Origin of the sequence: Streptomyces sp. Tu 2975 (genome assembly GCF_009832925.1) — a bacterium.
Classification (GTDB): Bacteria; Actinomycetota; Actinomycetes; order Streptomycetales; family Streptomycetaceae; genus Streptomyces.
In genome coordinates this window covers 5,436,672-5,448,854 of record NZ_CP047140.1, presented here as the reverse complement: position 1 = coordinate 5,448,854, position 12,183 = coordinate 5,436,672, and the positions used below count along the sequence as shown (strand labels likewise).

The window sequence follows — 12,183 nt, the reverse complement described above, 5'->3', positions numbered from 1 at the left end:
GTTCCCGTGGTCGTCGCGCCTTTCCTCAGCTGCGGGCGGTGAGGCGGACGTGCAGGGTGCGGGCGGAGGCGTCCGTGAGGTTCGCGATCTGGTCGACGATCACCCTTTTGCGCGCCCGGTCGTCCTTCGCCGCCTCGAACATGGCACGGAACTGTGGTTCCAGCCCCTCCGGCGCGCGGGCGGTGAGCGCCTGCGCCAGCTCGGCGAGCACCACGCGCTGGTCGGCGCGGAGCGCCTCCTGCTCTGCGCGCTGCATCACGTAGCGGTCGGCCACCGCCTTCAGTACGGCGCACTCGTTGCGCGTGGCGCGCGGGACGACCAGCTCCGCCCCGTACCGCGTGAGCAGGCCATCGCCGTACGCCTGCCGGGTGGCGCGCTCGGCGGCGAGCGCGAACCGGCCGATGAGCTGGCTGGTGGCGTCCTTCAGCCGGGCCTGGGCGACCGCGGAACCGTCGTAGTGGTGCGGCCACCATGCCTGGTCGACCAGCCGGTCGAGAGCCTCGGACAGTTCCTGCGGCTCGGTGTCGTGCGGCACGTACCGCCCGATGGCCACCGACCAGATGCCCGCGCGCTCGGTCTCCGACATGAGGCAGTCGGTGTCGATGTGCCCGGCGTGCAGACCGTCCTCGAAGTCGTGCACCGAATAGGCGACGTCGTCGGACCAGTCCATCACCTGTGCCTCGAGGCACTTGCGGAAGGCGGGGGCGCCGAGGCGGGCCCACTCGAAGACCGGCACGTCGTCCTCGTACACCCCGAACTTCCCCGAGCCGGGCTCGGTCGGATGGCCGCCGCGCGGCCAGGGGTACTTGGTGGCCGCGTCGAGGGCGGCCCGGGTGAGATTCAGACCGACGCTGACCGGCTCGCCCGTCTCCGGCGCGTGCACGAAACGCTTGGGCTCGATCCGCGTCAGCAGGCGGAGTGACTGGGCGTTGCCCTCGAAGCCGCCGCAGTCCTCCGCGAACTCGTTCAGCGCCTGCTCGCCGTTGTGACCGAACGGCGGATGGCCCATGTCGTGGGCGAGGCACGCCGCTTCGACGAGATCGGGGTCGCAGCCGAGCGCGGCGCCCAGCTCCCGCCCGACCTGCGCGCACTCCAGCGAATGCGTCAGCCGGGTGCGGGGGCTGGCGTCCCAGGCCAGGCTGCGGGTGCCGGGGGTGACGACCTGCGTCTTCCCGGCGAGGCGGCGCAGCGCGGAGGAGTGCAGCACCCGGGCGCGGTCGCGCTGGAAGGCGGTACGGCCGGGACGCTTGTCGGGCTCGGCGGCCCAGCGTTCGACGGCTGCGGCATCGTAGCCGTCGGGGGCGGTGCCGTTGCCCGTGCCGTGGCCCGGGGGTGTGCCTGTGCCTGTGGTGCTGGTGGTACCGTCCATGCACCGAAGGTAACCGGAGCGGCCGACAGCCGGGCCCTGTCCGGCCCACGGCGTCCTACGCGGCGGACAGTTCCAGCCGCCGCTCGGCGCGGGGCAGCGCCCGCGCCTGGTCGAAACGGTGCAGCAGCAGCCGGGCCAGAGCGGGGTGTGTACCGAGCGGCTCCGCCGCGATCCAGGGAGCGGCGGCGGCACTGCGGGTGGAGAACAGGCCGGGCGCGGCGAAGTAGGACGCCACGGCGATCCGGTGGCGGCCGCGCGCCGTCAGGGCCTTGACGGCCGCGGGCACGGTGGGCGCGAGGGCCGAGGCGTACGCGGGCACGACCGGCACGCCGCCGAGCCGCTCCCCCAGCATCTCCGCCATGCGGCGGGTGTCCGCCGCGGACTCGGGATCGCGGGAGCCCGCGGACGCGAGGACGACCCCGGCACTGCGGCTCGAGCCGTCTGCCGGCCGCCAGCCCGCCTCCGCGAGCCGGGCCGCGAGCGCCTCCGCGAGGAGCGGGTGCGGCCCCAGCGGGCGCGCGATACGGATGTCGCCGCCGGGTATCGCGGCCGCGGCCCGCGGCAGGTCGTGCTTGACGTGATGGCCGCGGCTGAGGAGCAGCGGCACGATCACGGTGGGCGCGCTGCCGAGCGAACGGAGGGTGTCGTCGAGGAGCGGCTCGTTCAGCTCGACATGGCCGAGCCGTACGTCCAGGCCGGGGCGCAGCTCGCGGACCCGGTCGAGGAGGGCGGTGACGGTACTCAGCGCGCGGGGGTCGCGGCTGCCGTGGGCGACGGCGACGAGTGTGGGCCGATCGGTCGGGGGCATGCGGTGCGGGTTCCGTTCAGTCGGACGTGACTCAGCTGGGTGCCGAGCTGAGCGGTGATACGCGTGAGCAGGCCGACGGTGGTGTCGAACTGCGCGGCGGTGTCGACTGCGCTGTCGGCTGCGCTCGGGAAGGGCGGGGGCGGGGACTCACGAAGGTGTTCCGGCTCCGTCATGCACCGATGGTGGCGGGCGCAGGTTGCGGGGGTGTTGCGTGAGGGTGACGGGTGTTTTCACGGGCCTCACGGTGGGCCCCGGCGAGGCGGCGGCGGCCCGCTTCGGTCTGGCCGGCGTTCGAGGCGCGGGGCCCGATGGTGCCCCTACGCCGCCGGGCGCAGGGAAAAGAAGGGCCCCGAAGACGCCGCGCGGAGCCGGTTCGGGAAGTGTGCCCCGCTTCAGCCGCCGAGGCCGCAGGGGGAAGGCGAGAGCGCTCCGCGCAACCGCTACCGCGCCAGCCAGACCCGCAGCGGACCCACCGGCACACAGCCCTGCCGCACCGCCGCCGCCAGGTCGTCGCCCTGTTCGTAGCCGACCACCGGCACGCCCGGCCACGCGTCGGCCACCGCCGACAGGCAGCCCGCCCACGCCGCGTCGAGGTCGTCGTCGACGGCGAACAGGTTGGAGACGCCTGCCGCGTCCCCGCCCCGGCTCACCACCGCGCCGGCGGCCAGCCGGCCCTCGGCGCGCCCCGCGAGGAAGGTGACCGAGGGATCGGACAGCAGTTCCGGTCGGAAGAGGGGCGCCAGACCGTCACCGCCGTCCCAGGCGGCCGCCCATTCCGCCAGCTCGCCGGGCGTTTCGAGGCGGGACCACGCGACGCCGGCGGGAGCCGCCGGGGCGGGCAGGCCCGGCTCCCGGTGGATCCACCGGGCCTCGAAGAGGACGTGGAATCCGGCGCCGGACAGGTCCAGGGCCGCGAAGCTGTCCTTGACCGAGCAGCCTGGGCCGGTGGAGACGGCGTCCAGAACGTCGTCCGCCGTCGCGTCCTCGGTGAGGGTCACCCCGTCGGGATACAGCATCGGCGTGCGGCTCGCGCTGGTCCAGGCGCGGGCTCCGAACGCGCCGGCGAGGCCGTGTGCCCGGCACATGGCCTCGCACCACTCGGCGTTGTTGCGGGCGGCTGAGGCGGCTCTCTTGTCGATCATCGGGATGATCGTGTCAGCAGGCGCGGCGTTCCGGCCAGCCATTTCCGCTCCGCCGGGCCAACCATTCGCGCTCCACCGGCGTCTGACTTCTCGTGAGAGGAACGAGAAGGCGACGCCTCGTCGCGCAGGCCGTCATGCTGGGGTGCGTGCTCGGTCTGGCGCCCGCGACCTGGATGCACGCCGTCGCCGACAGCCGCGTCCGTACGGTCGCCGAGGCCCCTGCGCGGGACGTCGCGGTCGTCTTCGGCGCCGGTCTCCGGCAGGGCCGGCCCTCCCCCTATCTGGCGCACCGGCTCGACACCGCCGCCGAGCTGTACCGCACCGGCAAGGTCAAGGTCGTGCTGGTCACCGGTGACAACAGCCGGGTCGAGTACGACGAGCCGGACGCCATGCGCACGTATCTGACGGATCGCGGTGTGCCCGACGACCGGATCGTCAGCGACTACGCCGGGTTCGACACCTGGGACTCCTGTGTCCGGGCGAAAGAGATCTTCGGTGTGGAGCGGGCGCTGCTGGTGAGCCAGGGCTTCCACATCCGCCGGGCCGTCGCGCTGTGCCGGTCCGCCGGGGTCGAGGCGTACGGCGTCGGGGTGGCGGAACCGCACGACGCGACCTGGTACTACGGCGGCGTGCGGGAGATGTTCGCGGCGGGCAAGGCGTCGCTGGACGCCGTGTTCCGGCCGGATCCCCGATTTCTGGGCGAGCGCGAGCCCGGTGTGCGGGACGCGCTGGCGGCGGCGGGCTGACACGCCGGGAGGCTACGGCCGCGCACGCTCGCATCGAGGTCCCCGGCAGGGAAAAGTGAGCCGCATGACACATGACGTGGCAACGCTGCTGACCCGGCACACCGAGGCGCTGGCCCTGTTCACCGATCGGGTGCACGCCGTACGTGACGACCAGTGGGACGATCCGACGCCGTGCACGGAGTGGTCGGTGCGCGATCTCGTCAACCACCTCACCGCAGAGCAGCTGTGGGTGCCGGACCTGGTGACGGACGGGGCGACGATCGAGGACATCGGCGACGCGTACGACGGTGACGTCCTCGGCGACCGGCCCCGCCGGGCCTGGGACGCGGCGGCGCGCGCCGCCCGTAAGGCGTTCTCCGACGAGGGGGCGCTGGAGCGGACGGTCCAGCTGTCGTACGGGGAGACCCCGGCGACCGCCTACTGCTCGCAGATGATCAGCGACGCGGTGGTGCACTCCTGGGACCTGTCGCGGGCGATCGGCGCGGACGAGCGGCTTCCGGACGCGCTGGTGGCCTTCACCCTGGAGGAGGTCGCCCCGTACGCGTCGGAGCTGTCGAAGTCGGGCCTCTTCGCCGCGCCGATCGAGCCGCCACCGGGCGACGACCCGCAGACCCGGCTGCTGGCGATGCTCGGCCGCCGCGCCTGAACCCCGGCCCGCGTCCCGGCCGGGGCGGCCGGGACGGCCGGGACCCGCGGGAAGTGCCCGCCCCGACGCGCCCGGACACGACGGCCGGGACCACCGGGACGGGCACGCTTCTCACGGTCGGTCCTCACGCCGCCGTGAGCTCGTGGCTGAGCCAGGCGTACCCCGTCCGTAATGCGGCGCGTCCGCCCGCGTAACACGGATGTTCCACGCTGGGCGTCATGCGCGACGAGACCATCCCGACCCACTGTCCCTACTGCGCCCTGCAGTGCGGCATGAATCTGCGCGGTGTCCCCCGACCGGACACCGCCGACGGGACGGCCGTCGAGGTGGTGGAGCGTCCCGACTTCCCCGTCAACCGGGGCGCCCTGTGCGGCAAGGGCCGCACCTCGACCTCCCTTCTCTCCTCCCGGGTGCGCCTGACCGGGCCGCTCATCAGAAGCCACGCCACAGGCCGGCTCGAACCGGCCACCTGGGAGGAGGCACTGCGTACGATCGCCGACGGGCTGCGGCGCACGCGGGACGAGCACGGCGCCGATGCCGTGGGCGTATTCGGCGGCGGCGGGTTGACCAACGAGAAGGCGTACACCCTCGGGAAGTTCGCCCGGGTGGTGCTCGGCACCTCGCAGATCGACTACAACGGCCGCTTCTGCATGTCGTCGGCCGCGGCGGCGCACAACAAGGCGTTCGGACTCGACCGCGGGCTGCCGTTCCCGCTGGAGGACATCCCGAGGACCGGCTGTGTGATCCTCGTGGGCTCCAATCTCGCGGAGACCATGCCGCCGGCGCTGCGCTACCTGACGGAACTGAAGGAGAACGGCGGCAAGCTGATCGTCGTCGACCCGCGGCGGACGAGGACGGCGGAGCAGGCCGACCTGCATCTGGCGCCCCGTCCCGGCACCGACCTGGCGCTCGCCCTGGGCCTGCTGCACGAGGTGGTGGCCGCGGGGCGTACCGACGAGGACTTCATCGCCGCCCGGACGAGCGGCTGGGCGGAGGCCAGGGCCGCCGCCATGGCGCACTGGCCCGAGCTCGTCGAGCGGATCACCGGCGTGGGAGTGCCACAGCTGCGTGAGGCGGTACGGCTGTTCTGCGACGCGCCGTCCGCGATGGTGCTCACCGCCCGCGGACCCGAGCAGCATTCCAAGGGCACGGACACGGTCAGCGCCTGGATCAACCTCTGCCTGGCGACCGGCCGGGCCGGGCGGCCGCTGTCCGGCTACGGATGCCTGACCGGGCAGGGCAACGGGCAGGGCGGCCGTGAGCACGGCCAGAAGGCCGACCAGCTGCCCGGCTACCGCAAGCTGGACGACCCCGCGGCGCGGGCCCATGTCGCGGGGGTGTGGGGCGTGCCCCCCGAGTCCCTGCCGGGGCCGGGGCGTAGTGCCTACGAGCTGCTGGACGCGCTGGGCGGTGACGTGAGGTCGCTGCTGCTGATGGGATCGAACCCGGTGGTGTCCGCTCCGCGTGCGGCGCACATCGAGGGACGGCTGAAGTCGCTGGACTTCCTGGCCGTCGCGGACGTGGTGCTGTCGGAGACGGCGGCACTCGCGGACGTGGTGCTGCCGGTGACCCAGTGGGCGGAGGAGACCGGCACGACGACCAATTTGGAGGGCAGGGTGCTGCTGCGCCGCAAGGCGCTCGACGCCCCGGAGGGGGTCCGCAGCGATCTCGAGGTGCTGAGCGCGCTGGCGGCGCTGCTCGGACACGAGAAGGGCTTCCCGGCCGACCCTGAGGAGGTCTTCGAGGAGCTGCGGCGGGCGTCGGCGGGCGGACCGGCGGACTACTCGGGCATCACGTACCGCAGGATCGCCGAGGAGGACGGCGTGTTCTGGCCGTGCCCGGAGCCGGACGACCAGGACGAGCCGGTCGCCCACCCCGGCACGCCCCGGCTGTTCCTGGACCGGTTCGCCACCCCCGACGGGCTGGCCCGGTTCGTCGCCGTGGGGCACCGGCCCGCCGCGGAGGAGCCCGACGCCGACTATCCGGTGCTGCTGACGACGGGGCGGGTGGTCGCCCAGTACCAGTCGGGCGCACAGACCAGGCGGGTCGACGAACTGAACGCCGCCGCCCCGGGCCCGTTCGTCGAGCTGCACCCGCAGCTGGCGGAACGTCTCGGCGTCGCGGAGGGCGAGCCCCTGGCCGTGGTGTCGCGGCGGGGCCGGGCGGTCGGGCCCGCCCGGATCACCACGGGTATCAGGCCGGACACCGTCTTCATGCCGTTCCACTGGCCGGGCGAGGGCCGGGTGAACTCGGTGACGAACCCGGCGCTCGACCCGACGTCCCGTATGCCCGAGTTCAAGGTGTGCGCCGTCCGGCTCGAGCCGGAGCGGGTCACCGGCGGCTGACCGCCTCGTGCCAGTCGCCGCCGTCCACGGGGGTGCCGCCGGCCCGCAGTCCGCGGGCCACGCGCTCGGCGGCGACGTAGACCCACGCCTGTACCGGCGTGCCGTCCTCGAGGAGCACCTCCCGGGCCACCCGCTCGTACAAATTGGCCGCGTGTCCCGGCCCGCCGTACTCCTCCAGCCGGTCGAGGACGGTGAGCAGACGCTCGTACTCCTCCGGTTTCGCGGTCACCGCCTCGCCGGTGACGGTGGCCGCCGGGTCGTCGGTGTCGACGGCGTACGGGTAGCCGGGGCCCTCGTAGAGCACCGCACCGGGGAGCAGGGCTGGGCGCTCCTGGGTGGTGCGGCCCCGCAGCAGGAGGTCGTGGTTCCGTTCGCCCGGCCGCAGGGTGCCGTAGACGAAGAACGGAAGCCGCTGCGGCCCGTTCACGGCGCCATGGTCTCCGCCCGCACCCAGGCCGCGTAGGCCGCGCCGGCGCGTACCACCGGGGTGGCGATGATCTCCGGGGTCTCGTAGTCGTGGGCGGCGATCAGATGCGCTTCGAGGGCGTCGTAGCAGGCCGGGGCGGTCTTGAGGAGGATCTGCCACTCCTCTGCGGTCTCGATCCGGTTCTGCCAGCGGTAGACCGACGTCACCGGCGCGGAGATCTGCGCGCAGGCGGCGAGCCGCGCCTCCACGGCGCCCTCGGCGAGCCGCCGGGCCTTCTCCGCGCTGTCGGTCGTGGTCATCACGGTGAGCAGCGGCGGCGCGGCGGGGGTGGGTTCCACGGCGGGAGCTCCTTCTCGGTGTTCGGCCATGTGTCCGCGGGGCGGCCGGCGGCCGCGGACGAAGGGCGGGGACCGTCGCGGCCCCCGCCCTTCACGTTACGCACCACGGCCTCACACGGGGGACCCGGCCGCGGCGAACTGCGCCGCGTGGAGACGGGCGTACGCGCCGCCGCGTCCCAGCAGTTCCTCGTGCGTGCCCTGCTCGACGATCCTTCCGGCGTCCATCACCAGGATCACGTCGGCGTCCCGGACAGTGGAGAGCCGGTGCGCGATGACGAAACTTGTACGACCCCGGCGCAGCGAGGACATGGCCCGCTGGATGAGCACCTCGGTGCGGGTGTCGACCGAGCTGGTGGCCTCGTCGAGCACGAGGATCGACGGTTCGGTGAGGAAGGCGCGGGCGATGGTGAGGAGTTGCTTCTCGCCCGCGCTCAGGCCCCCGCCCTCCTCGTCGACCACGGTGTCGTAGCCGTCGGGCAGGGTGCGGATGAACCGGTCGGCGTGGGTGGCCGTCGCTGCGGCGACGATCTGCTCGCGGGACACCTCCCCGGGGACGCCGTAGGCGATGTTGTCGGCGATCGTGCCCCCGAACAGCCAGGTGTCCTGGAGCACCATCCCGATGCCGGAACGCAGTTCGTCGCGGGTCATGTCCCTGATGTCGACGCCGTCGAGCAGGATGCGGCCGTCGGTGACCTCGTAGAACCGCATGAGCAGATTGACCAGCGTGGTCTTGCCCGCGCCGGTGGGGCCGACGATGGCGACGGTCCGGCCCGGTTCGACGTCGAGCGACAGATCCTCGATCAGCGGCTCCGCGGGGTGGTAGCGGAAGGCGGCCTTCTCGAAGGACACATGGCCTGCGGGCCGTCCCCCCTTCGGCCCGGGGCGCCCCGGGCCGGTCGGCGCCTGGGACTCCTCCTCCGCGTCCAGCAGGTCGAAGACCCGCTCGGCGGAGGCGACGCCCGACTGGAGGAGGTTGGCCATCGCGGCGACCTGGTTGATGGGGCCGTTGAACTCGTAGGAGTACTGCACGAAGGCCTGCACGTCGCCGATCGACAGCGATCCGGAGGCCACCCGCAGCCCTCCGGCGACGGCGATCAGTACGTAGTTGAGGTTGCCGACGAAGCCGAGGGCGGGCTGGATGAGGCCGGACATGACCTGGGCGCGCAGGCTCGACGCGTACAGCTGCTCGCCCAGTTCGTCGAAGGTCTCCACGGCCTGCTTCCCGCGGCCGAAGGAGCGAACCTCCGCGTGGCCGGTGAACATCTCCTCGACATGGGCGTTCAGCCTGCCCGTCACCGACCACTGCCGGACGAACTGCGGCTGGGCCCGCTTGCCGATGAGGGTCGCCACGTAGACGGACAGCGGCACCGTCGCGACGGCGACCAGGGCCAGCAACGGCGAGATCCAGAACATCATCGCCAGCACGCCGGCGATGGTGAGCACCGCCCGCACCATCTGGCTGAAGGCCTGCTGCATGGTCTGCGTGATGTTGTCGATGTCGTTGGTGGTGCGGCTGAGCACCTCCCCGCGGGGTTGCTCGTCGAAGTACGACAGGGGCAGCCGCGACAGCTTCGTCCCCGCCTCCTCACGCAGCCGGTGGCCGACGCGCTGCACGACGGTCATCGCGAGCCGCATCTGGATCAGCGTCGTACCGGAGGAGACGGCGACCAGGCCCAGGACGAGTCCCAGCACCTCGGCGACGGCCCTGAAGTCGACCCCGTCCGGGCCCGCCGCGCCGTCGACGACGAGGTCGGTGGCATGGCCGAGGAGTTTGGGGGCGAGCACGGAGAGGGCGACGGCGGCCGCGCCGGCGGCGAGGACGCCGATGACCAGCGGGCGTTCCGGTGCGGTCATACGCAGCAGCCGCAGTCCGGAGGCCCGGAAGTGGAGGGAGCGTTCCAGTGAGGGGGAGCCGATGCCCCCGGGACCGCGCTGCTGCCCGGCCGGGCCGCGGCGCTCCGGTGTGGTGCCGCTCATGCGGCTTCCTCCTCGGTGAGCTGGGAGAGCACGATCTCCCGGTAGGTGGGGTTGTCCCGCATGAGTTCGTCGTGGGTTCCGGTGCCCGCGACGCGGCCCTTCTCCAGGACGACGATCCGGTCGGCGCCGCGGATGGTGGACACGCGCTGGGCGACCATGACGACGGTGGCGTCGGCTGTCTCCTCGGCCAGCGCCCGGCGCAGCGCAGCGTCGGTGGCGTTGTCGAGGGCGGAGAAGGAGTCGTCGAAGAGATAGACGTCGGGCCCGGCCACCAGCACCCGGGCGATGGCGAGGCGCTGGCGCTGTCCTCCCGACAGGTTGGCGCCGCCCTGGGAGACCGGGGCGTCGAGGCCGTCGCCGAGCCGGCGTACGAAGTCCGCTGCCTGGGCGACCTCCAGGGCGTGCCAGAGCTCGTCCTCCGTCGCGTCCGGCTTCCCGTACCGCAGGTTGGAGGCGACGGTCCCGGAGAAGAGGTACGGCTTCTGGGCGACGAGTCCGACGGTGCGGGAAAGCAGCGCCGGGTCCAGGTCCCGTACGTCCACCTCCCCGATCCGGACGTCGCCGCCGGTCGCGTCGAACAGCCGGGCGGCGAGGCTCAGCAGGGTCGTCTTGCCGCTGCCGGTGGAGCCGATGACGGCGGTGACCCGGCCAGGGCGGGCGGTGAGGTCCACGGACCTGAGGACGGGCTCCTCCGCGCCCGGGTAGCTGAAGTCGACGCCGCTCAGCCGCAGTTCTCCTCGTCCGCGCAGCCGGTGCACGGGGGCGACGGGCGGGACGACGCTCGGCCGGGTGCCGAGGATCTCCTGGACGCGTTCCGCGCTGACCTCGGCGCGCGGCAGGTGCATCATGAGGAACAGGCCCATCATCACGGACATCAGGATCTGTGTCAGGTAGCCGAGGAAGGCGACGATCGAACCGGCCTGCAGGGAGCCGGAGTCGAGCCGGTGGCCGCCGGTCCAGATGATGGCGACGGTGGCGATCTCCCAGACGATCAGAACGGTCGGGAACATCAGGGTCTGCAGCCGGCCCGCCCGCAGACCGGCCTCGAGAAGGGCGTCGTTGGCCTCGCCGAACCGCCGCTGCTCGTGCCGGTCCCGTACGAATGCGCGGATGACGCGGATGCCGGTGATCTGCTCCCGCATCACCCGGTTGACCACGTCGATCCGTTCCTGCATGGAGCGGAAGACCGGCGGCAGGCGGCGCACGATCAGTCCGACGGACAGCGCGAGCACCGGGACGAACAGAAGCAGGAGCATCGCGAGCGGCACGTCCTGGGACACGGCCATGGCGATACCGCCCACGCACATCAGGGGCGCGGCGACCAGCATGGTCAGGATCAGCAGCGAGAACGTCTGCACCTGCTGCACGTCGTTGGTGGTGCGGGTGATCAGGGAGGAGGCGCCGAAGCGCCCGATGTCGCGCACGGACAGGTCCTGGACATGCCGGAAGACGGTGGAGCGCAGGTCGCGGCCGATGCCCATCGCGATCCGGGCGGCGCAATGGACGGCGGCGCCGGCGGCCGCGACCTGGAGGACCGTGACGGCCAGCATCACGGCGCCGGTGGTGAGGACGTGTCCGGTGTCGCCGCGCAGTACACCGTTGTTGATGATCTCGGCGTTGAGGGTGGGCAGGTAGAGCGTGGCCAGGGACTGGATCAGCTGGAGGAGGACGACCAGCGCGATCATCCGGCGGTAGGGACCCAGGCGTGCGGTCAGCAGGCTCAGCAGCACGGCCGGGCCCTCAGCCCGCGTAGGGGCGGACGGACTTGGCGGACCGCAGTGCCTCGGCCCACCAGGAGAGCTGGTCGAGCATCGTCTTGACGGCGGCGTCCGGGGCGGCGGGGTCGCGGTGGTTGCCCTCGTCGTCGAAGTGGGCGCCGGCGTTGTGGAAGGACACCGTGTCGCGGACGGTGACGGCGTGCAGTTCGGCGAAGACCTGCCGCAGCTGCTCGACCGCGCGCAGGCCGCCGGAGATGCCGCCGTAGGAGACGAAGCCGACGGGCTTGGCCTGCCATTCGCCGAAGTGCCGGTCGATGACGTTCTTGAGGCCGGCGGGGAAGGAGTGGTTGTACTCGGGGGTGACGACGACGAAGGCGTCGGCCGCGGCCAGCTTCGGGGTGAGCTTGGCCAGTTCGGCCCGCACTTCGGGCGAGGGCGAGTAGGAGAGGGCGGTGGGGAGGTCGGCGTCGGCCAGGTCGACGACGTCGACGCTGAAGTCCTCGCGCCGGGCGGCCCGGGAGAGGAACCAGTCGGCGATCGTGGGTCCGAAGCGCCCGTCACGGTTGCTGCCGATGATGACGGCGAGCTTCAGCGGGGAGGGACGGTCGGACGTGGTGTCAGGCGTGTTGATGTCCATGCGGAGGAGCCTGGTAGCTCAAGTTTGGTT

The 12,183-nt window shown here is 72.7% G+C and carries 11 protein-coding genes; 3 read left to right on the top strand and 8 right to left on the bottom strand.

The features are described from left to right. Nucleotides 1–25: 25 nt before the first annotated feature. The 3 genes from GLX30_RS24095 to GLX30_RS24085 all read right to left on the bottom strand — a co-directional run bounded on the left by GLX30_RS24095 (nucleotide 26) and on the right by GLX30_RS24085 (nucleotide 3,319). Nucleotides 26–1,369 (bottom strand): deoxyguanosinetriphosphate triphosphohydrolase, encoded by a 1,344-nt coding sequence (locus GLX30_RS24095; protein WP_159692249.1) that lies wholly within the window; start codon nucleotides 1,367–1,369, stop codon nucleotides 26–28. A 55-nt stretch (nucleotides 1,370–1,424) separates the two neighbouring features. Further along, the gene (locus GLX30_RS24090) at nucleotides 1,425–2,177 is read right to left on the bottom strand and encodes a sirohydrochlorin chelatase (RefSeq protein ID WP_159692247.1); all 753 of its coding nucleotides are present in this window, start codon (nucleotides 2,175–2,177) and stop codon (nucleotides 1,425–1,427) included. Between the two features lie 440 nt (nucleotides 2,178–2,617). Further along, the gene (locus GLX30_RS24085; protein WP_159692245.1) at nucleotides 2,618–3,319 is read right to left on the bottom strand and encodes a hypothetical protein; all 702 of its coding nucleotides are present in this window, start codon (nucleotides 3,317–3,319) and stop codon (nucleotides 2,618–2,620) included. A 92-nt stretch (nucleotides 3,320–3,411) separates the two neighbouring features. On the opposite strand from GLX30_RS24085, the gene GLX30_RS24080 reads away from it, so the two are divergent. From GLX30_RS24080 to GLX30_RS24070, 3 genes are all read left to right on the top strand, one after another. Continuing rightward, nucleotides 3,412–4,065: an ElyC/SanA/YdcF family protein gene (locus tag GLX30_RS24080; protein WP_159692243.1), complete on the top strand. Its 654-nt coding sequence runs from the start codon at nucleotides 3,412–3,414 to the stop codon at nucleotides 4,063–4,065. A 64-nt stretch (nucleotides 4,066–4,129) separates the two neighbouring features. Then, nucleotides 4,130–4,711 (top strand): TIGR03086 family metal-binding protein, encoded by a 582-nt coding sequence (locus GLX30_RS24075; RefSeq protein WP_159692241.1) that lies wholly within the window; start codon nucleotides 4,130–4,132, stop codon nucleotides 4,709–4,711. Nucleotides 4,712–4,929: 218 nt separating this feature from the next. Then, nucleotides 4,930–7,056 carry a molybdopterin oxidoreductase family protein gene (locus GLX30_RS24070; protein ID WP_159692239.1) on the top strand — a complete coding sequence of 709 codons (2,127 nt, stop codon included), beginning with the start codon at nucleotides 4,930–4,932 and terminating at the stop codon, nucleotides 7,054–7,056. Here GLX30_RS24070 and GLX30_RS24065 read toward each other — a convergent pair. The 5 genes from GLX30_RS24065 to GLX30_RS24045 form a co-directional block, all read right to left on the bottom strand. After that, on the bottom strand, nucleotides 7,043–7,483 hold the full coding sequence (locus tag GLX30_RS24065; protein ID WP_244258272.1) for a gamma-glutamylcyclotransferase family protein: 441 nt from the start codon (nucleotides 7,481–7,483) through the stop codon (nucleotides 7,043–7,045). The genes GLX30_RS24070 and GLX30_RS24065 overlap by 14 nt on opposite strands. Beyond that, complete coding sequence (gene cutA / locus GLX30_RS24060) at nucleotides 7,480–7,851, bottom strand: divalent-cation tolerance protein CutA (RefSeq protein WP_159692237.1); 372 nt, start codon at nucleotides 7,849–7,851, stop codon at nucleotides 7,480–7,482. The genes GLX30_RS24065 and cutA overlap by 4 nt, the downstream gene beginning before the upstream one ends. Nucleotides 7,852–7,932: 81 nt before the next feature. Further along, nucleotides 7,933–9,798 (bottom strand): ABC transporter ATP-binding protein, encoded by a 1,866-nt coding sequence (locus tag GLX30_RS24055; RefSeq protein WP_208545475.1) that lies wholly within the window; start codon nucleotides 9,796–9,798, stop codon nucleotides 7,933–7,935. Next, nucleotides 9,795–11,528 (bottom strand): ABC transporter ATP-binding protein, encoded by a 1,734-nt coding sequence (locus GLX30_RS24050; protein ID WP_159692235.1) that lies wholly within the window; start codon nucleotides 11,526–11,528, stop codon nucleotides 9,795–9,797. Before GLX30_RS24050 ends, GLX30_RS24055 begins: the two co-directional genes overlap by 4 nt. A 10-nt stretch (nucleotides 11,529–11,538) precedes the next feature. Beyond that, entirely contained in the window at nucleotides 11,539–12,153 is a 615-nt protein-coding gene (locus GLX30_RS24045; RefSeq protein WP_159692233.1) for an NAD(P)H-dependent oxidoreductase, read from the bottom strand. Nucleotides 12,154–12,183 lie beyond the last annotated feature (30 nt).

Excerpts from the sequence above, each read along its gene's own strand:
- GLX30_RS24095 (WP_159692249.1), bottom strand. The coding sequence starts at position 1,369 with ATGGACGGTACCACCAGCACCACAGGCACAGGCACACCCCCGGGCCAC.
- GLX30_RS24090 (WP_159692247.1), bottom strand. The coding sequence starts at position 2,177 with ATGCCCCCGACCGATCGGCCCACACTCGTCGCCGTCGCCCACGGCAGC.
- GLX30_RS24085 (WP_159692245.1), bottom strand. The coding sequence starts at position 3,319 with ATGATCGACAAGAGAGCCGCCTCAGCCGCCCGCAACAACGCCGAGTGG.
- GLX30_RS24075 (WP_159692241.1), top strand. The coding sequence starts at position 4,130 with ATGACACATGACGTGGCAACGCTGCTGACCCGGCACACCGAGGCGCTG.
- GLX30_RS24070 (WP_159692239.1), top strand. The coding sequence starts at position 4,930 with ATGCGCGACGAGACCATCCCGACCCACTGTCCCTACTGCGCCCTGCAG.
- cutA (WP_159692237.1), bottom strand. The coding sequence starts at position 7,851 with ATGGCCGAACACCGAGAAGGAGCTCCCGCCGTGGAACCCACCCCCGCC.
- GLX30_RS24055 (WP_208545475.1), bottom strand. The coding sequence starts at position 9,798 with ATGAGCGGCACCACACCGGAGCGCCGCGGCCCGGCCGGGCAGCAGCGC.
- GLX30_RS24045 (WP_159692233.1), bottom strand. The coding sequence starts at position 12,153 with ATGGACATCAACACGCCTGACACCACGTCCGACCGTCCCTCCCCGCTG.